The organism is Priestia sp. SRI_019 (genome assembly GCF_057586255.1).
The window spans coordinates 862320-882677 of sequence record NZ_JBYCZN010000002.1; the positions used below are offsets into that span (position 1 = coordinate 862320).

Annotated in this window: 14 protein-coding genes; 5 read left to right on the forward strand and 9 right to left on the reverse strand. The window is 35.8% G+C overall.

The annotated features are described in order from the left end of the window. Positions 1 to 66 precede the first annotated feature (66 nt). A complete protein-coding gene (locus tag AC2YJL_RS14725; protein WP_369360673.1) occupies positions 67 to 2016 on the reverse strand; it encodes a beta-galactosidase in 1950 nt (649 codons plus the stop codon). Between the two features lie 895 nt (positions 2017 to 2911). On the opposite strand from AC2YJL_RS14725, the gene AC2YJL_RS14730 reads away from it, so the two are divergent. Both AC2YJL_RS14730 and AC2YJL_RS14735 read left to right on the forward strand, forming a co-directional pair. Continuing rightward, the gene (locus AC2YJL_RS14730; protein WP_043981948.1) at positions 2912 to 3106 is read left to right on the forward strand and encodes a twin-arginine translocase TatA/TatE family subunit; all 195 of its coding nucleotides are present in this window, start codon (positions 2912 to 2914) and stop codon (positions 3104 to 3106) included. 109 nt (positions 3107 to 3215) lie between these two features. Further along, positions 3216 to 4307, forward strand: a complete 1092-nt coding sequence (locus AC2YJL_RS14735) for an AI-2E family transporter (protein ID WP_016763781.1) — start codon at positions 3216 to 3218, stop codon at positions 4305 to 4307. Between the two features lie 61 nt (positions 4308 to 4368). Here the strand turns inward: AC2YJL_RS14735 and AC2YJL_RS14740 are convergent, their stop codons facing one another. Next, on the reverse strand, positions 4369 to 4719 hold the full coding sequence (locus AC2YJL_RS14740) for a VOC family protein (RefSeq protein ID WP_369360676.1): 351 nt from the start codon (positions 4717 to 4719) through the stop codon (positions 4369 to 4371). A gap of 376 nt (positions 4720 to 5095) precedes the next feature. Here AC2YJL_RS14740 and AC2YJL_RS14745 point away from each other — a divergent pair, with 376 nt between their 5' ends. Next, positions 5096 to 6526 (forward strand): hypothetical protein, encoded by a 1431-nt coding sequence (locus tag AC2YJL_RS14745; protein ID WP_014460532.1) that lies wholly within the window; start codon positions 5096 to 5098, stop codon positions 6524 to 6526. Positions 6527 to 7424: 898 nt separating this feature from the next. Continuing rightward, positions 7425 to 8564, forward strand: coding sequence for a hypothetical protein (locus AC2YJL_RS14750; protein WP_369360678.1), 1140 nt, complete (start codon positions 7425 to 7427; stop codon positions 8562 to 8564). 574 nt (positions 8565 to 9138) lie between these two features. Here AC2YJL_RS14750 and AC2YJL_RS14755 read toward each other — a convergent pair. From AC2YJL_RS14755 to AC2YJL_RS14780, 6 genes are all read right to left on the reverse strand, one after another. Beyond that, positions 9139 to 9843 carry a FadR/GntR family transcriptional regulator gene (locus tag AC2YJL_RS14755; RefSeq protein ID WP_369360680.1) on the reverse strand — a complete coding sequence of 235 codons (705 nt, stop codon included), beginning with the start codon at positions 9841 to 9843 and terminating at the stop codon, positions 9139 to 9141. A gap of 218 nt (positions 9844 to 10061) precedes the next feature. After that, positions 10062 to 11435, reverse strand: a complete 1374-nt coding sequence (gudD, locus tag AC2YJL_RS14760; protein WP_025751969.1) for a glucarate dehydratase — start codon at positions 11433 to 11435, stop codon at positions 10062 to 10064. A 36-nt stretch (positions 11436 to 11471) separates the two neighbouring features. After that, positions 11472 to 12845, reverse strand: a complete 1374-nt coding sequence (locus AC2YJL_RS14765) for an MFS transporter (RefSeq protein ID WP_251568354.1) — start codon at positions 12843 to 12845, stop codon at positions 11472 to 11474. A gap of 118 nt (positions 12846 to 12963) precedes the next feature. Continuing rightward, positions 12964 to 14430 (reverse strand): alpha-ketoglutaric semialdehyde dehydrogenase GucD, encoded by a 1467-nt coding sequence (gucD, locus tag AC2YJL_RS14770; protein WP_251567885.1) that lies wholly within the window; start codon positions 14428 to 14430, stop codon positions 12964 to 12966. 39 nt (positions 14431 to 14469) lie between these two features. After that, positions 14470 to 15402, reverse strand: a complete 933-nt coding sequence (gene kdgD, locus AC2YJL_RS14775; protein ID WP_047751151.1) for a 5-dehydro-4-deoxyglucarate dehydratase — start codon at positions 15400 to 15402, stop codon at positions 14470 to 14472. A gap of 156 nt (positions 15403 to 15558) precedes the next feature. Then, entirely contained in the window at positions 15559 to 17478 is a 1920-nt protein-coding gene (locus AC2YJL_RS14780; protein WP_098525186.1) for a sigma-54-dependent Fis family transcriptional regulator, read from the reverse strand. Positions 17479 to 17713: 235 nt separating this feature from the next. On the opposite strand from AC2YJL_RS14780, the gene garD reads away from it, so the two are divergent. Beyond that, the gene (gene garD / locus AC2YJL_RS14785; protein ID WP_230932426.1) at positions 17714 to 19249 is read left to right on the forward strand and encodes a galactarate dehydratase; all 1536 of its coding nucleotides are present in this window, start codon (positions 17714 to 17716) and stop codon (positions 19247 to 19249) included. A gap of 59 nt (positions 19250 to 19308) precedes the next feature. Here the strand turns inward: garD and AC2YJL_RS14790 are convergent, their stop codons facing one another. Continuing rightward, positions 19309 to 20343, reverse strand: a complete 1035-nt coding sequence (locus AC2YJL_RS14790; protein ID WP_025751963.1) for a DUF3231 family protein — start codon at positions 20341 to 20343, stop codon at positions 19309 to 19311. Positions 20344 to 20358: the final 15 nt, after the last annotated feature.

Sequence of the window (20358 nt, forward strand, 5' to 3'; positions counted from 1 at the left end):
CTTTCATATCATATTATGAGTGACTAGAATCTCATTGCTTTATGAGATTCTAGTCTCCTGTTGCTGCTACATGTTTTCTACAACTCGACTTTCGTAAGGCTGCAGAACAATATCTTTAAATACTTTTACTTCTGGCGTATGGTTCATAAGGAAGTAATAACTTTTCTCTCCAAGCTTGCGAGGATATACTTCAACTCCATCTTCACTTTCCGTATGCTCAATCTGCTGCTGTTTTACAATATCAAGCGTAATTTTTTCAAACGTTTGCCCTTCAATTCCACAGCCTACATAATAAACCGTCCCGCGACCAAACTGATTTTTTGTTACAGCGGCTTGATTATAGAATGGATCATCATACTCATACAGCACTTCAGCTGTTACAGGTGTGACAATGTCTCTCCACACGGACGCACTTGACTGTTCTCCTTCATACGGTCCTACCCCTTTAATGGCTGCTTTTTGAGTAGAAGACAGTGCTTCCACTTCATGAATTTCGATGCCTGTTATTTCTTTTACATATCCAGGCAGCGTCTGTTTAAAGTGAATATTATTTTGTTTGTCTTTAATGCCGGTTCTAAACGTAAAAACGATGACGCCTCCGTTTTCAGTAAATTCAGTAAATCTCTTGCCTAGTTCTTCATCAATTATTTGCAAAGCTGGAACAACCAGTACTTTATAGCTTGAAAAATCTCTCGCAGCAGGAATAACATCAATAGGTGTATTCAACTTATAAAACGGTGTATATCCTCTAAGAAGCTCTTGCGTAAAGTCAAATCCTTCACTTTGCTGCTGAAAGCGCCATGACCATATATTTTCATAGTCATACAAAACGGCAACATCGGATTTAATATCAGACTCGAGTACATGTTCATAATGAACGATTTCACTAAATAACGACTGAACTTCTTTGTAGCGTCTTCCATAGTGATTATCGTGACCTACAACTCCATAGCAGTACTGCTCGGCTCCTCTTGTCATTCCCCGCCAACGGAAATACAGCATATTCGTACATCCATGAGCAAAAGCCTGATAAGACCACATCTTTGCCTGGTTAGGTCGCGGAAGGTAACCGATGACATCATGACCTTGAGCGCCCATTAACTCCTCTACAATCCAGAAGTTTTTATGCAGCAAACCTCTATTAAAATCATGCCCTAGTGCAATATGAGCTGGGGTAATTGGCTCTGTTTGACCGCCCCATACCGGATAATTGTCATAAGATACAAAGTCCATTACTTCTAGATTTTCTTCATGATCAAACCATTTATCAAAAAAGCCCCCTGATACGTTTGTTGTCAACAGCTGGTGATCACCTTTATATTTCTTCACAATTGCTGTTTGTTCGTGAGCGTATCTGTTTAACGAAAAAGAGCGAAAGCGCGCCCAGTCAAGCTTTAACGAAGGGCTGTGGGTCGTAATTGTTTTTACAGGCATAGGCACTTCAGTAAACTCGTTATATGTTTGTCCCCAGAAAATAGTCCCATACTTTTCATTTAGCTCATTAATATCTTTATATTTTCTTTCCAAAAACTGCTGAAACTCTTTATGACATTGTTCGCAGTAACACATGTCACTACCTTCATGGCCAAATTCATTATCAACTTGCCATGCTACAATTGCGTCTTCTGAGCTGTATTGTTTTACTAATTGTTCTGTAATCTGAGCGCTATACTTCCGGTAAAGAGGCGAATTAAAACAATATTGACGTCTTCCTCCGAAGGCTCTGACCGCCCCATTTTCATCTTTCGATAAAATAGAAGGATGCTGTTTCGCAAGCCAAGCCGGAAAAGTGGCAGTAGGTGTACCAAACATAACATCAATATTTTGTTTTTTAAGCTTATTGATAACGCTATCAAAAAAAGAAAAGTCATATTCACCTTCTTTAGGCTCCATTAGATGCCAAGCAAACTCTCCTATTCTCACCATGTTTGATCCTAGCTCTTTAATGCCTTGGATATCTTCTTCTATCATATTCTCTGGCCAATGTTCAGGGTAATAATCGACACCGATGTACATTTTTCTCTACTCCTATCTATTTCTTTATTTCATTAAATGAACGATTTGCTGCTACTTATTAAGGTCTACTCGGAAACGGTGATCAAAAGCAAAAAAATCACATTTATTTTCTTCATAAATAAATCTCTATTCAACTTTCAAGATACATACTTCCTAATCTTTTAAAACGCTTACAAGTTTATTTTATGAACTTTATTCAAAATATTCAATGGTAAAAATTTAGAGAAAAACATCCTTTTTTTGCTCTTTATTAAAATAAAGAATAAAACGCTTACAAAGACAAATGTTTTTATAATTCTTTTATATATCTTCGCTCACACTTCCTATATCCACATTTAGGTAATAAATTGCTTATAAAACAATTGTCAAAAGTAATTTCTTTCATACATGTTATCTATCAATTAGTAAGAGTCATTTGACTTATCTATAAAACAGTAAAAATTACAGAGCAGGTTTTTACCATTATTAACACACTAAACCTACGTTCATCATCACAACAAAAAAAGACCGCACAATTAATCAATAATCTCGATTAATTGTGCGGATACTTCTTGGGCTAAGGTACTTTTGTTCCGCCTTTTACTTGCAGCTGATTATAAACACACCTTTTACCGGTTTGTGTTCATGCAGCTTCCATTTATACAAAGCTCTTCAAACTTACATAGAGCTTATACAAGGGTGTAATAAGGCGAACAACTGTCTTTAATGCTATAATTAATTTCGTATGCGAAATATCACTACTAGCATTTAAATCGTACATAGCCGCTGCACCTTGTTTTCGTATCATTTAAAATAAAGGAATTTTAAAGAGAAAAGTGAATAGTATAAACATGCACTTTATTTACTATCTCTTTTTAATTTTCATATATTCATTGCTTTTAAAGGAGAGGATATCATGCCAGGAGCCACAAGCATGGTCGTAATCGGGATTACTGCCTTAATTGTATTTGGACCAAGTAAATTGCCGGACATAGGACGAGCATTTGGACATTCCCTGCGAGAATTTAAAAATGCAGCAGAAGGAATTATACAGGATGACGACAAAAAAACTCCAGAGGATACTACTGAAAATAAAGAGGAAAAATCCTAATTTTCATGTAAATAAAAGTTATACAGACTAAAAAGCCCACTTTTAACGTGCAGTGGGTTTCTTTTTTGATGTATGATAGTAAAAAATAGTAAAGAAAGAGGGTACCTTTTTGTTTAAATCGAAACTGCATTTTTGGACATTAGAACTATTAATGATTGCTTTACTGATTTACATTTGTAAACATATTTCGTTTGTTTTTCTACCAATCGGTGTGTTTATCTCCACTTTGTTTTTCCCTATTCTCGTAGCTGGTTTTCTTTTCTTTTTATTCGAACCAATTGTGTCATTTCTCACAAGAAAAAAAGTGCCAAAAACACTGGCCATTTTACTATTATATGTTGTTTTTATCGGCGTAATTGCTTCTATTGTAGGCGGTGTGGGACCTACTTTATCTAAACAATTAACTGATTTGGCTAAAAATATTCCGTCTTATATTGTAGAAACGAGAGAGTACATAAATGATTTATCTAACTCAAGATGGTTTAACTGGCTCGTTGAACAAAAATATGTTTCGCTCGATCATATTGAAGAGTCACTTTTAAACTACGCGTCTACTTTACCTACGAATCTCACAAACAGTATTTCATCTGTTTTAAGCGTCGTAACCAATATTACACTTACGGTTGTAACCGTTCCTTTCATTCTTTTTTATATGCTTAAAGACAGCCATAAACTTCGTAAAAATACGCTGCGTATGGTTCCTGCTTCTTACCGAAAAGAAACGTTACGTACAATGAAAGAAACAACAAATACGCTAGCTACTTATATTCAAGGCCAAATGCTCGTTTGTTTGTTTGTCGGTATTAGTACATTCATTGGTTACCTCATCATCGGGTTGCCTTATGCATTGATACTCGCACTAATAGGAGCCCTTACTAATATTATCCCGTACGTCGGCCCTTTTATTGGCGTAGCACCTGCTTTAATCGTAGGTTTATTATACTCTCCTACAAAAGCGATATTAGTAATTATCGTCGTCGTAATCGTTCAACAGTTAGATGGGAACATTATTTCTCCTCTGGTAATTGGAAAGAAATTAAACACTCATCCTTTAACGATTATTATTTTATTGCTTGTTGCGGGTAACATTGCAGGAATACTTGGAATGATCTTAGCGATTCCGGCTTATGCTGTAACAAAAACAATTGTGATAAATATTGTAAGAATGATTCAATTTAGAAACAAATCTGTCAAGCTGTAAAATGCAAAGGCAATACAATAAAAGGACCTTCTCTTGAAGGTTCTTTTATTGTTCCGTAGGTTCAGCATTCAAACACCATAAGATGATTTCCATCTGGATCTTTAAATGTAAACCAGTGATTGTGTTCAATTCCTGTCGTTAGCTCTACTTTTTTCTGTTTCATATATTCATAAGCTTCTTTGATATCGTTTGTATTCAAATGAAAAGCTGGCGTTTTAAAAAGCGTATTTTTTGAATAAGTTTTGCTATCTAATACAATTCCGGTTCCATTCATAGGTATCACATATAAATGATCATATAAAATGTCTCCATCTGCTATCAAACCTAGTATGTCACAATACCAATCTCGTGCTTTTTTTATGTCCTTTACAGGAATAAAAACTGTGCCTACTTCATTTAGTATAGGGTTCATTTATGACCTCCGGTATGGATTTAGTAGTTTTACAAAGTATTCTCTTTTAATCGCTGATAACCTTTTATTTTGAGATGCTTTCTATCAGTCCATTAAACTCGGTAGCAGAATTAGCAGTCTTGCGGACACGGTTATTCTCCATACATAAGCTACACGGCAAATGTAGATGCTTCATGACAAAATGTAGATGACTAAAAAAGAAAATGAGAAAATCTCCCCCTTCTCCTGCTTTGCACGTGTATAATGAAAAATAGACTATAGATAGTAGCCGTCTTTTGTTTGTAGCATCGAACTTTCGTGCATTACAATAGATTTAAAGCCACTATCCAACTAAGAATTAAAATGACTAACTTAAGGTTAAGGAGGTTAGATGTATATGGATTATTCATCTTTACTCATACGCGAAGTCATTGATAGAGTATCTAAATTACGCCTCTTATCTGTTTATAATGAAAGCATAAAAAGTGATTTAGAAAGCACCATCCTCCCTCTTTATCAGCAGCACTTTGAAAATAAAGATGTAAACGAAGCGTTGAGGATTTTAAAAAAAGACTTTCTCAATCGTACGAAACGCAGATGGTTAGATGCTGCTATACGCGATTATGAGCAAAAAAAGCCTAAGAAGAATAAAGAGCTGATTGGAGAATACAAAGCGCTAACAGCTTATTATAAAACGAACGGAAAAGAACTCTTTTGCAAACAGTTTGAAAACGTATCATCTCCGGAAGAAGTCATTGATAAACGAATTGGTATTCTACGTGAATGGAGTCAAGAAGATAGCTTCTTCTTAACGGATTATCCTTATATTCATCAAAAAACCAAGACTCAGCGAGAAAAAGCAATCCATACGGATATATCTATTATTATTGGGCTGACCATACTGGACCCAAGCTTCCAAAACGGAAATCATAGTATTATTGAAAGCCCTTTTTCAACTGTAGAGAACCCTTTTTTCTCTAACTCAAGAGCAAAGCTTCTCGTCGAGCAACCCCTATTAGAGAAAGAAGGAAAAGAATATTTCTTAAGTACTTATAACTCTGAAGACGGGACAGATTACGAATTGTTAATAGAAAAAGAATACGCTGAAGAAAATGGAAACAAGATTAGTGATTTAGATCGGTTTGATTATAAAGTGTTTTTAGAAATCATGAGCCAGCGCGACGAGTTGTTCGCTACACAGAAAATCATTAACGTAAAAATTGGTGACCTTGTGAAAGCACTTTATAAAACAGACAGTAAGCGCAACTATCAAATGATAGAAGAAAGAATTACAAAAATGAAGCACTACAGCATGACAAAAGTACAGCATAATAAGAAAATTGCCTACGGTATTTTTGACTTTGTGGATATTACTACGATGCCGAACGGAACGCGAATTGCTGAAATTCACGTCAACGAAGTGATATATAGAGACTATATTCAACGCCAAACGGTGCGTATTTATAAAAATAAAGTAGAAAAATTAAGTTTAGACGCCGCTTATCATTTGCTATTCGTTATGCAAAAAGAGCGTCTCATTTGCTATGAAACAAAATCTTCATACAATGTCACAAGAGATTATTTATATTTTTCGACAAGAGTCCGCTTTCGGAAAAGACGAAAAAAAGAAAACCTTGTCGAAATTGAAACAGCCTTAGATGAGCTAGTCGAACAAAAACTAGCTGTCCAATCCTATAAAAGAGTAGGCCAAGTGTTTCAGATTACCTTTATTCCTGTGGGAGAAAGTGAAGTAAAAGACTTATTAGCCGGTGATTACGAATATGCTCCCCTTTCTATTTATCAAAACGTAACAAGTTCTATAGGCTAAAAAAGAATGCCCTTATAATCTTTATAAGGGCATTCTTTTTATCTATCTACTATTAGTTACTGCACTTTTTGCTCCACATTTCCGTGCAAAAGTGTTTTTTTGCTCCAATTCTCCATGTAAACATATTATTTCCCCTGCTAATATGGCAGTTAAACTTCACCTTTCTCGTCATTTTGTGAACTTTTTGTGTCTAAAAAAATTGTTATAATTGTTTTTTGCTCCAGATTTCCGTGCAAATGTGTCGTTTTTCTTTCTATACTGCATTTACTATAAGTTTGGCTCCAATCTTCCGTGCAAATATGCCACTTTTACATAAATTTTCTTGTGGCAGCGATTTTCCCTCTTCATTTTCTCCAATTTTTGCTCCACATCTCCGTGCAAAAGTGTTTTTTGCTCCAGATTTCCGTGCAAACATGTCATTTTCTTAAAAAAACACTATTTTCTCTGCAAATGTTTGTTTATCCCCTCTGAAAATGTGAACTTTTTGTGTCTCAAAAAGGGCATTTTTCTTTTTTTTGTCCCTATTTTCCGTGCAAATGTGTCACTTTCTTACCTGAATCTTTACTTTTATTATTTTTGCTCCTATTCTCCGTGCAAATATGTCATTTTTACATCAAATTTTTTTTGAATTTGTCGCATTTTGTGTATTTCATCCGTCACAATACGACATTTAGCTTAAGAATGCTGTTTTATCAACGTTTATAAAATATAAAGCTATTTTTGCTCCACATCTCCGTGCAAATATGTCACCTTGTAAATAGATGTTTCATCCCTTGGTATCACTAGTCTTCTTAAAAAATGCACCATTTTCCCGTGCAAATATGTCATTTTACAGCCTATATGACTGTGTCTATACTGTAAAAGACGACGTATATAGTTTTGGAAAGGAGGTCACTACATGAGTATACAAAAGCTGTCACTAAAACGGCACACCCTTATAGCAAATAAGCTGCTGATTGTCATGAGCGGCTTAAATAGAAACACGAAACGAGACAATAGCTATTACTATGAAAAACATTCATTTGGTCTTGCAAAAAACTTTGTAGATATAAAGTGGACAGGTTCTCTGATGAAGCAAATTGTAGCTTACGTAGCCAAATGTAACAGCCAGGGTCATATTTCAATTATTTCTGAGCAAGAACTGGCTAATACAATCCAATGTTCCGTTCGGACCGTTCAAAATAATAATAAGCTTTTAGAAGACTATGACATCATTCGCTGGGATCGTTTATGGGGAGACTATATTCAAGTTTCTTTAAACAACTATTTAGAGGATTTTTTAGATTTACATATAAAAGAAGCTGCTGATGTTCAAAACATATCATATAATCCTGAAATGCTTGACGAAGATCACAATACATATACTTCAAAAGGTGGTTATACTTCTGTTTCGATGGAAGTGATTTATCAACTGCTGGCTATTAAAAATATCAACATGCTGCGCCTGGCTTTACGTGCGTTGTACGTATACGAATCTGATGTAAACGTAAAGAAAGATTCAGAAGCCCTTTTATCTTACACTGAGGTAAAACACATTCTTCCGAAATACATTGGCTATAAAGCTGCTATTAAAGAAATGGCTAGTAAATTGAGTAAAATTTTCTGTATCGATGTACTAGAAAAAAATGATTGTGTCAAAACATTATTAGAAGAAAAGCAGCCAAGAAAATCAATTATTGAAAAAATCAAGGATGGTTTTATTTTAAGTTTCAATTTAACTGGTGCTCATGATAGTAAAAAACAAAAAGAAATCGAAAAAATCCGTGGAGAGCATGCATTTGCTCAGTTTAAGAATTTCTTTAAATCTTTTGGCCATTATTCCATTAAAAAAGAAGATATTCATTCCATTGTGCATGAGTTTGGTTTAGATATAATCGAAAAATCATTAACGTCCGTTCAGCGTTACCTACAACAAACTTACATAGAAGAAAGTATGGATGCATTTCGCCCTCTTGTGCATGAAATGGAGTCAAATTTCTTTACGTATATCCGCAAAATTGCCAACGGGTATTATCAGGCAAAAATTAACGCTCTATAATACTCTTTTTTGTTATGCCTTTTTTTACTCATTTCTACTCTATTTTCCTTCCATTCTTTCTTTCTCTTTCACTTACTAAAACATACATGTCTCTCAGCTATAATAAACCCCTTTAAATGATAATGATTTTCGTTTTCATGAAAAAAATCAACTAAATGAACAAAAAATACAATAAATAAACGTTATTTTCCGATCAACTGCGTAGAAAATATGGCTGTTATAAAAAAATCCTTTATTTTTTCGTGAAAATTCTTGTTGTTAACTGCAGTTTTTTTGATTCCTTAATACCCCTTAAACTCAGTCAGCAGAAGGCTTTTACCAATATAAGTTTTAACAATGTTTATAATCTCTTTAATTTCTTTTTAATCTCTTATAAATGTATAGTAATTTCTTTAAAATAAAGAGCAGCGAATAAATATCATTCATATATCTGGATGCATTAAATTAAAATATATAACTCACTGAAAAAAGCGATCCTATAAAATGGAAAATCTCTTTCTTACTTCATGTATCTGTATCACTTCATAAAAAAACACACAAAACAAATTCTTTACATCTGCTTTGTGTGTTTTTTTTATTTAGTAGGATTATATTGTTTAAGAACTTTATCACGTACATATTTAAGATGATGATACATTTTCTTGAATGCATCATCTGGGTCATGATTAGCTAACGCATTATAAATAGCGGTATGATGTTCTACAGTAAGTGCTGGTTCTCTAAAGGTAATTTCGCTATCTGTTTTTTCATGAGTGAAAAGCAGGGAATTAATCATACCTTCTACCACCGGATTATCCGCGCTAACAGCAATAATTCGATGGAATTCCTTATCCGCTGCACCGTAATTGTTATCTGTGCTCTTTTTTATTTCCTCGATCGTTTCTTTTAACTGGCTTAATTGAACATCGTTTATTTTTTCCGCTGCCATGGTTACTAGGCCCAGTTCTAGTGCCATGCGCGCCTCCACTACTGCAGGTAAATTATCGATTGATAACGCTAACATAACGGAAAAAGGATGTGCTCCTATTTTGTTATTAAAATACGTACCTCCACGAGTTTTTCGTGTAATTACACCAAGTACTTCTAATGCACTCAAGGCTTCTCTCAATACAGGGCGACTTACATTCAGTACGTCTAATAACTCCATTTCAGTTGGCAGTTTGTCTCCTGGCTTTAATTGCCCGCTGACCAATAACTGAATAATACGGTCGACTACTTGTTTTGCCAGCGTATTACGATTAACGGATTCAAATGACACTTTTTTAGTCGAACCACTCATCTTCATCCACCCTTTTCTGAATATTGTTTATTTGTAAGACTAATTATATCATATAGAATTTTTTTATGTATTACCAACCACTACTTCTTAACTATTCTTATTTCTTATCTACATAAGATTATGTATTAAACTGCTCGTTATTATAAAAACAGAAGCTCGAACAAAGACGTAGAATTGTTCGAGCTAAAAGCACCCTATAATTATTTTTGAAAAAATTTTTAACGTACCAGACAAGGACGTTTATTATCAAAGCTCCAATTTTTAATTAAATACTGCATAGCTTTTGAATCATCACGTGCTCCTAATTGCATTTTCTTATATAGCTGATGTGCTTGCTCGATTCGTTCTAAATCCACCTCTATGCCAAGTCCTGGTTTCTTAGGTACTGTTACTCTTCCTCCCTCAATTTTAAAAGGATCTTTTGTCAATCGCTGACCATCTTGCCAAATCCAATGCGTATCAATAGCCGTTATTTTTCCAGGAGCGGCAGCAGCCACATGAGTAAACATGGCCAGTGAAATGTCAAAATGATTATTTGAATGTGATCCCCATGTAAGACCCCAATCATGACACATTTGAGCTACACGAACTGAGCCTTGCATCGTCCAAAAATGGGGATCTGCTAGAGGAATATCTACAGCGTTTAACTGGATAGCATGCCCCATTTGACGCCAGTCTGTAGCAATCATATTCGTAGCAGTTGGCAGTCCAGTTGCTCTGCGAAATTCCGCCATTGTTTCTCTTGCTGAATATCCATTTTCGCTTCCGCAAGGGTCCTCTGCATAGGCCAATATATGATGTTTATTTTTACATAGTTGAATAGCTTCTTCCAAAGACCAAGCTCCGTTGGGGTCTAAGGTAATGCGAGCTTCAGGGAATTTTGCAGCTAATGCTGCTACCGCTTCTATTTCTTGCTCACCTTGAAGTACACCGCCTTTTAATTTAAAATCATTAAATCCATACTGCTGATGAGCTGCCTGTGCAAGTTTTACAATTGCTTCAGGAGTCAGAGCTTCTTCATGACGAAGTCGGAACCACTCCACTTTTTCATTTTCACCACCTACATAGTCCAAGTCGGTTTTTTTGCGATTTCCAATATAAAATAAATAACCTAGCATTTCCACATATTCTCTTTGTTGTCCTTCTCCTAATAATGCTGCAACTGGTACATCAAGAAATTTCCCTACTAAATCTAATAACGCCGCCTCCAACGCTGTAACAGCATGAATAGTCGTCCGTAAATCGAATGTTTGAAGGCCTCGCCCTGCCATATCTCGATCTTCAAATTTTTTACGTACTGTATTTAAGATGTTATTATAATTTCCGATTGATTGACCTACTACAAATGTTTTCGCATCTTCAAGCGTTTGACGAATGTTTTCACCTCCAGGTACCTCTCCCACCCCTGTGCTTCCGGTACTGTCTTTTAAAATAACAATATTTCGAGTAAAAAAGGGACTGTGAGCTCCGCTGAGATTAAGCAGCATACTATCATACCCAGCCACTGGTATGACCTGCATATCTATAATTTGAGGCGTAGACGATTTTTTTTCGTTTTGAATTTCACTATTTGTAAGGACATAATTGTTCATGATTTCCACTCCTAATTTAGGTTTTATTGTATCCGCTTACATATTAAACGTACTTTCATCCTTTGCGGGGATATTCTTTAGTTCTACTCGTTTAATCTCTCCCACTAAAAGAAGATAGCAGAGAATAGCTACAAGAGCGTTAGCGCCCACAAAAACCAATGCTCCATTAAAAGAGCCTGTTGCATTGACAATGTACCCAATAATAATAGGTGTTGTAATAGAAGCAATGTTTCCAAATGTGTTAAAAAGCCCGCCGCTTAAACCCGCTATTTCTTTAGGGGAAGTGTCAGCCACAACAGCCCATCCTAATGCTCCAAATCCTTTTCCAAAAAAAGCAAGTGACATAATTACTACAACAATCCATTCAGCATCTACATAATTGCAAGCAACCATGCTACAGGAAAGCAACATGCCAATAACAATAGGTGTTTTACGTGCAAACGTTAATGAACGACCTCTCTTTAAAAAGAAATCAGATACAATTCCCCCTAACACCCCTCCTAAAAATCCGCATATAGCAGGTAGAGAAGCAATAAATCCAGCTTCCAAAATTGACATTCCGCGTGCTTGAACTAAATAAACGGGAAACCATGTTAAAAAGAAATAAGTGAGCGTCGTAATACAATATTGTCCAATATAAACCCCTAACAACATTCTGCTCTTAAGAAGTTGTTTAATTTGATTCCATCCCGGGCCGGTATTTTTCTTTTTTTCTATTTTTTTATCATCCATATCAATGAGCCCGCCGCCCTGCTGGATATAATTTACTTCTCCTTTTGTAATGCGAGGATGTTTGCTTGGACTGTAGATCACTTTCATCCAAACAGCAGCTAAGATTACCCCTAAGACACCCATAATAATAAATACAAAATGCCAGCCGAACCTGTGAGTGAGCCATGCCATAATAGGCGAAAATAATACTAGTGCAAAATACTGAGCCGAATTAAAAATCGCAGAGGCTGTCCCCCGTTCAGATTTTGGAAACCAGGCCGCTACAATACGGCTATTTCCTGGAAAAGAAGGGGCTTCAGCTAACCCAACCATAAAACGAAGCGTAAATAAGATAATTATAGCAGCACCGCCACTAAAAAAGCCGATAAATCCTTGAAAAAAGGTAAAAATAGACCAAAAAAATACACTGCATGCAATGATTATCTTTGATCCGAATTTGTCTAAAAACCAACCTCCAGGAAGCTGACCAATTACATAAGCCCATCCAAATGCTGAAAAAACATACCCCATTGAAACTGAATTTAAGCCTAATTCTTTTTGAACAGAGTCTCCTACAATGGACAGCGTCGCTCTATCCGCATAGTTAATCGTTGTCAAAACGAAAAGCATAAATACGACAAACCAGCGTACATGGCTTTTTTTGCTGCTTTCCGCTTCCAATTTTGGTTTAGCTTGCATAATCACCTATTCCATCCCCCTCTTATCGTTTTGTTCTTTTCCTATGTTTATCTCTCTTAAAAAGAAGGAATTTTCCTCCTTTTCAAGAGAATAAAAGGTCATAATACAATAAAGGTACTTAACTTTTTATAAAAACAGTTTTAATAGCAGTGAAAAACTCCTTAGCAGCCTCCCCTTGTTCTCTAGAGTGAGAACTTGATTGTTTCATGCCTCCAAACGGTGCCTGAAGTTCAACGCCTGCGCTTTCCGAGTTAATTCGAATAAGTCCAGCATCCATTTCATTAATAAATGAAAGCATATGAGAAATATTTGTAGTGAAAATAGAAGCGCTTAGCCCATATTGAACATCGTTAGCTAGTGCTAATGCTTCCTCGATGGATTCAACTTTCATCATCGCTATGACAGGACCAAAAATTTCTTCTTGTGAAATCGTCATATTCGATTCTACGTTTTCAAAAATAGTAGGTTCTACGTAAAATCCATTTTCGTATTCCCCGTCAGTTAACTGACGTCCTCCGTATAAAAGAGTTGCACCTTCACTTTTTCCTTTTTCAATATATGACAATACGGTCTGTAACTGATTTTCGCTTGCACATGGCCCCATCCACGTTTCCACGTTTAACCCTTCTCCAACGGTAATTTCTTTTGTTTTTGCTAATAGCTTTTGTTTGAATTTTTCATATACCTCGTGCTGAACAATTACCCGACTAGTCGCAGTACATTTTTGACCTGTCGAACGGAATGCCCCGCTGATTGTACCTTCTACTGCTAAATCTAAATCTGCATCCGCCGCTACAATTACAGGGTTCTTCCCCCCCATTTCTAACTGATATTTAGCTCCTCGAACGAAAGCCTTTTGACCAATTTGTTTACCTACTCGATCGGAACCTGTAAATGTAATCGCATTAATTTCTGGATGTTCAGCAATAGCTTGACCAATGATTGACCCTGAGCCAGTAATCATGTTTACTACACCCGCTGGAATTTTTGCTTCTTCAAAACATTCGATAATCTTAGCACACGTAATAGCTGTTTCGGTAGCTGGTTTAATTATGATAGTGTTTCCGTAGACAAGTGCCGGAGCTATTTTCCATATAGGAATAGCAATAGGAAAGTTCCATGGGGTGATAACTCCAACAACGCCTAACGGCACTCGAGATGTAAACATCAATGCTTCAGCATCGGTAGAAGGAATTACATCTCCCATTTTTCTCATACCTTCTCCCGCATAGTATCGAAGAATAGCTATTCCGCGAGCTGTTTCTCCTTTTGTTTCAGACAAGGTTTTTCCCATTTCACGGGTAGCGCATTCCGCAATTTCATCTAGTCTATTTTCCATAATATCCGCAGCTTTGTGAAGGTACTGTCCGCGAGCTGCGCCTGACAAGCGCTTCCATTTTTCTTGAGCTTGTTGAGCTGCTTTTACCGCTAGATTTAAATCTTCAAGAGTTGATTTTTGTACATATCCTACAGCCTCTTTCTTGTTGGCTGGGTTTAGACTTTCCATCATCTCTTGAGACGATGATGGCACGCCTTTTCCGTTAATAAAATTTAAATATTGTTTGTTTTGAACACTAATTGTCATATGAACTCTCCTTTTTATAAAGCGTTTACATTTTATTGGTTAAGATAAAACTTGTTTAGAGGATTTAGGATATTGATCAAATGCTCGTGTTAAAATCTTTTCGAGCTGTGCGTAATGTTCTTTATCTACTGAAACAATAGGAGGCCTTACTGTATCTGTAACAGGTAGACCTATAATTTCCATCCCTGCTTTAATCAATGAAACAGCATATCCTTTTTTCTGCTTGCGAATATCGTTAATTGGAAGAATTATATTTTGGTAGAGTTCACTTAGTAACTCTTGATCGTAACTTAATAAAGCGTTGTAAAACATTCTTGATATGTGCGGAATATAGTTAGAGATTGCTGACGAATAAGAATCAAATCCAATTGGAGCGTATGCTGGCATCGTTACTTCAGCCATTGGCATTCCGTTTAGCCAGCTTAGTCGTTTCCCTAAAGACTGGGTTAATTCTATATTTAATTCCATATTTCCATATCCGTCTTTTAATCCTACTAATTGGTTTAATTCTGTAAGTTTTTCTAAAGTTGGCAACTGTAAAATGGCATTGTCTCTTTGATAAACAATTGCGTTTAAATGTGTATGCTCAATGATTGCTTTTAGATAGTTGTAAAGGCCTTCTTGTTCACCTTCAATTAAGTATGGAGGTAAAATTAAATAGCCGTCTGCCTGTTTTTCCTCTGAAATACGAGCCCACTCTAAAGCTGTAGAAAGATTACCGCCCACACCTGTATAAACGGGAACTTTTCCGTTGACGACAGATATAGCTACTTCTAACATTGCTGTATATTCTTTTGTATTTAAGGATTGAAATTCCCCTGAACCGCAAGCGATGAAGATAGCCTCTAATCCTTCGTCTAATAAAAATTGAATATTTGTTTCTAAAGCTTTTTCATCTAATTTTCCTTGGTTATTAAGGGGAGCAACGGGAAAACCTAAAATTCCTGTAGGTGCTTTTCTATTCATATTCACATGCATATCCTCCTATAAATTTTCAGATAATTTTTACATTTTTATTGTAAGACAAATTAAATTGTTTGTCAATAAAATAAATAAGCTTAAATTATTAAATAAAGAATTTTAAAATAGAAACAAAACACACCTCTAACAAAGAGGTGTGTTTTGTTTCTATTTATACGCTTTTTTTATTTCAATTTCATAGTTTCTCAACTTACGGTAAAGTGTACTTCGATCAATTCCCAACAATTTAGCTGCTTGAGATATATTGGAATGGGTTTCCCTTAGAGTAAGCAAAATTTGCTCTTTTTCAGATTGAAGATGATTGTTAGTTTCCGCTTCTTCACCGATGTAATTTGTTTCAAAAACATTTTCATTTAGCTGCTCTTTCATATCCTGAGCCGAAACTACATTATTTTTACTGATCACTACTAATCTTTCAATAAAATGCATTAATTCTCTTACATTTCCTTTCCATTCATAGGTAGTTAATTGTGAATAAGCTTTTTCTGTAATTTCTATATTTTTCTTTTTATAGAGATTAGTGTAATAGACTAAAAAATGCTGAGCAAGATAACGAATATCATTTTTTCTTTTACGGAGCGGTGGAATATTTATAGTTAAGACCTTAAGCCTATAGAGTAAATCCTCTCGAAATTCGCCTTTTTCTACGACTTTTAATAAATTTTTGTTCGTTGCTGCAATAACTCTTACATCTACAGGAATATATTTATTATCACCTAAGCGCATAACCTGTTTTTCTTGTAAAACTCTAAGTAAGCGCGATTGTCCATATGTATCCATCTCAGAGATTTCATCCAGAAAAATCGTTCCTCGATGCGCCATTTCAAACAAACCTTGCTTTCCTTTTCTGGTCGCCCCAGTAAAGGCCCCTTCTACATATCCAAATAACTCACTTTCCAGTAAATTAGGCGGAATGGCGGCACAATTAACAGCAACAAAAGGACCGTTTTTCCGCAAACTTTCTGCATGAATACTCTGAGCAAATAACTCTTTCCCAGTGCCAGACTCCCCATAAATTAGAACGGTTGCATCTACCGAAGACACTGTCTGTCCAATCCGTTTGGCTTCACAAATATGCTTAGAATGTCCTAAAATATCAGAAAATGTGTAGCGTGTCTCGAACTTTCTTGACAGTACTTCCCCTCTAATTTTAGCTTCCATTTCTTGAATACTTGTAATATCTTGAAAAGTTATCATTGCTCCAATAATGTCTTTCTCCACTTTAATTGGAGCAATATTAAATATTAAACTTTTATTTTTGATTTTTTTGATTATACCTAGATGCTCTTCTCCTTCAAAACAATTTTTAATAGGCAAAAAAGGCATAGCAGCATCGATCTGCTTTCCTAGCACTTCTTGCCTTTTTAATTCTAGTAAATGCTCAGCAGCATGATTAAATACTTCTACTTTTTTATTTCTATTAATACTAATAATTCCTTGTATAGAATAATCAATAAGGGCTTTAACTGTTTGGGAACGCTCTTTTTCAATTTTTCTTCCTAAAGAAATCTTTTTAGCTTCTAAAAATGCTGTTCTAACAGCGGAGTTTCCAGATTCAATAGGAATTGCCTTAAAGCCTTTCCTAAGCGATAAAGTAGTTGTTTTCATTCCGCCAATAACAATATCTGTTTCTACTGAAGAAAGTTGCTCAATACAAGTTGGAATATCTTCAACTGAATTAAGAGGATAAATAGAAAGGTTGATACCCAAAATATCTGCTAAAATTTCCACATCATTTTTCATATTCTGAAACGCGAGCATGGCCACTTTAGGATTCTCTAAGCCTGTTGCCTTCTTGCTTTTATAAAAGGCTTGAGCTAAATCTTGTCCTGTAATTGGAATTTCAACTAGAGGAATTCTGCTTACAGAATCAGTAATTAACCTTGCAGTCCCTCCTCTGCAAACGATAACATCACAACTGGATTCTAATTTATTGGCGAGTTTTACGGCGCGACTTAACCTTGCAAGATAGATTTCAACCTCTCCTTGTAATCCTAACTCTTGAATTACTCTTCTCCCTTGTAAAAACAGTTGTTTATCTGGAGCAATAAAAGCAATTTTTGACATATTCGTTCCCTCCTTATTAGTTAGAATATTCTAGTTATTATAACGCATTGACACAACAATTGTTGCTTTATGTACAACAATTGTTGCTTTATGTACAACAATTGTTGTATATTTCATCACTTTTATTCGATATAAAGGCTTTTTTTACCCGTTAAAGCACTTGGCATGCTTATTGCAATAAATAAAGATGAACATGTTTAGAAAGAAATTAAAAGCGATTAAGGAGAGATGAATCATGTCTTTGCAAATCAATCAAACGGAAAAACCCCTTTATATCAAAGTAAATGAAAACGATAATGTTGCTACTATTGTAAACTCAAAAGGATTGCCGAAAGGAACTGTGTTTCCATCTGGGTTAGAGTTAAAAGAATATATCCCTCAAGGGCATAAAGTTTCATTAAGAAACTTTGAGAAAGATGACAAAATTATTCGCTATGGAGAAATTATCGGAACTGCTTCCTCACCAATTTCTCAGGGAACTTGGGTAAAAGAATCATATGTTACCCTGCCTGATCCTCCTATTTTAGAAAAGTTGCCTTTGGAAACTAAAGTTTTTGCCCATTTACCTCCTTTAGAAGGTTACACATTTGAAGGCTATAAAAATACAAATGGAAGTGTTGGAACAAAAAATATACTTGGGATTGCGACAAGTGTTCAATGTGTAGCAGGAGTACTTGATTATGCGGTTAAAAAAATCAAAACAGAGCTTCTTCCTTCTTATCCAAATGTAGATGATGTAGTAGCTTTAACTCATAATTATGGCTGCGGAGTTGCCATTAATGCACCGGATGCCGTCATTCCGATTCGTACATTACAAAATCTTTCTACCCATCCAAATTTCGGGGGTGAAGTTTTAGTAGTTGGCTTAGGGTGTGAAAAGCTTCTTCCTGAACGTTTGATTCCCCAGGAGGATTCAGGAAATATAACACGTTTGCAGGACCAGACCGGCTTTAAGCAAATGGTTGCTACAATCATAGAGATGGCAGAGGAAAAATTAATTAAGCTAAATAATAGGACGCGCGTAACCTGCCCCCTATCTGATTTAACGGTAGGTTTACAATGTGGAGGAAGCGATGCCTTTTCCGGTGTTACTGCCAATCCAGCAGTTGGATATGCGGCAGATTTACTAGTAAGAGCAGGCGCTACTGTTTTATTTTCTGAAGTTACTGAAGTTCGAGATGCTATTCATTTGTTAACACCACGAACAATTAATGAAGAAGTCGGTCAATCTCTAATTAATGAAATGAAGTGGTATGATCAATATTTAAAAAGAGGCGAAGCTGATAGAAGTGCAAATCCTTCACCTGGAAATAAAAAAGGCGGACTTGTAAACGTAGTAGAAAAAGCACTTGGCTCTATAGCTAAAGCAGGAACAACTCCAATCGTCGAAGTTTTATCGCCTGGAGAAAAACCGACTAAAAAAGGCTTAATCTATGCAGCAACTCCGGCGAGTGATTTTGTATGCGGAACATTACAGTTAGCTTCTGGGATGAACATGCATATTTTCACAACAGGGAGAGGAACTCCATATGGCCTGGCAATGGCACCTGTTCTTAAAGTATCTACTAGAAGTTCATTAACTGAGCAATGGGATGATTTAATAGATTTAGATGCAGGAAGAATAGCACAAGGAGAGGCAACCATTGAGGAGGTGGGTTGGGAACTTTTTCACTTAATTATAGAAATAGCAAGCGGCCATAAGAAAACGTGGAGTGATTATTGGGGGCTGCATAATGATTTATGTCTTTTTAACCCTGCTCCTTTAACTTAACAACATAACGAGAACCTGTTTCTAAACTGGTTCTCGTTGTTTTATGACGCGTTGAGTAACTAGTTGGAGTTTAAATGATCTCTGTCTACCGCTTCAGGCGGTGTTTCCATCCAGCCGTTTTCCATCATAATAGCTGCAGCATCATATACAAACCTTGAGATATTTGTCATTGATTTTCCATATAACAGCGCCAAATCATGCCTTCCATTGACGGCTACTGAATTTCCAAAAGCTCTCATTTTCATTGAGAACATATCCATTTTGTGAAACAGCATCAATTTATCCGAAAATGGTGAAAAAGTAGAAGTAGTGACTAAATGATCAAGAAAAGATGGCGCTGGTAAATTAGCTCGGTGAAGCTTTTCGATATAGCGTTCTACCGCTTTATTTGTCAGATCTTCACCTTTTACAAATAATGCGCGGATTTTTTCACTTTTAGCAACTTGACTAAATGCCAAAATTAAGGCTTTGCTTGTCACATTATTCTCGATGTTATCATACAAATGAGCAATTTCTAATGCATGCAAAGGTCGAACATCTCCTATAAACCCGCTTAAATAATGAGTATTAGCGATGTTCACTTTTTCTGGTGCGGGAATAATTGGCGGCTTAATAATAAATCCTTTATCCATTAAGATTGCCTTTATTTGCTCCATAAGTTCCATTGTAGCTTTCATACAATACGTTAAAAATGTTTTTACATCTTCTCTATACATTAGGGGCAGTGCGATACTGTAAATGCTTAGTCCCGCTTTAGCAGCATATTTTAAATAATGCACGTAAAATTCATCTTCAAACAGCTTTGGAGCGCCTAGGTTCACGTCTTCTTGCGTAAATCCATATGGAATTGGCACATTCTCTTTTGTGAAAATGTCTTTTACGGTACTTTGAAATTCTTCCGTTAGGCCTTTTGCATGTTGTAACAGCTTTTTTATATCGGGATCTTCAACGTGTTCAAGAAAATAACTTAAAATATACGAAGACATGCTGTTGCCCATATAGGTTGCCCAAAGTTTACCCATTTCGGGGGCTGTTAATTTCTCTTTCACGCTTGTTTTTTTTGAACCTATTTTAATTGGTTTGATTGTTTCCATCTATAATCTCCTAAT

Bases quoted from the DNA above. Each gene is read 5' to 3' on its own strand.
- AC2YJL_RS14725 (WP_369360673.1), bottom strand. From the start codon at position 2,016: ATGTACATCGGTGTCGATTATTACCCTGAACATTGGCCAGAGAATATG.
- AC2YJL_RS14730 (WP_043981948.1), top strand. From the start codon at position 2,912: ATGCCAGGAGCCACAAGCATGGTCGTAATCGGGATTACTGCCTTAATT.
- AC2YJL_RS14740 (WP_369360676.1), bottom strand. From the start codon at position 4,719: ATGAACCCTATACTAAATGAAGTAGGCACAGTTTTTATTCCTGTAAAG.
- AC2YJL_RS14745 (WP_014460532.1), top strand. From the start codon at position 5,096: ATGGATTATTCATCTTTACTCATACGCGAAGTCATTGATAGAGTATCT.
- AC2YJL_RS14750 (WP_369360678.1), top strand. From the start codon at position 7,425: ATGAGTATACAAAAGCTGTCACTAAAACGGCACACCCTTATAGCAAAT.
- AC2YJL_RS14755 (WP_369360680.1), bottom strand. From the start codon at position 9,843: ATGAGTGGTTCGACTAAAAAAGTGTCATTTGAATCCGTTAATCGTAAT.
- gudD (WP_025751969.1), bottom strand. From the start codon at position 11,435: ATGAACAATTATGTCCTTACAAATAGTGAAATTCAAAACGAAAAAAAA.
- AC2YJL_RS14765 (WP_251568354.1), bottom strand. From the start codon at position 12,845: ATGCAAGCTAAACCAAAATTGGAAGCGGAAAGCAGCAAAAAAAGCCAT.
- gucD (WP_251567885.1), bottom strand. From the start codon at position 14,430: ATGACAATTAGTGTTCAAAACAAACAATATTTAAATTTTATTAACGGA.
- AC2YJL_RS14780 (WP_098525186.1), bottom strand. From the start codon at position 17,478: ATGTCAAAAATTGCTTTTATTGCTCCAGATAAACAACTGTTTTTACAA.
- garD (WP_230932426.1), top strand. From the start codon at position 17,714: ATGTCTTTGCAAATCAATCAAACGGAAAAACCCCTTTATATCAAAGTA.
- AC2YJL_RS14790 (WP_025751963.1), bottom strand. From the start codon at position 20,343: ATGGAAACAATCAAACCAATTAAAATAGGTTCAAAAAAAACAAGCGTG.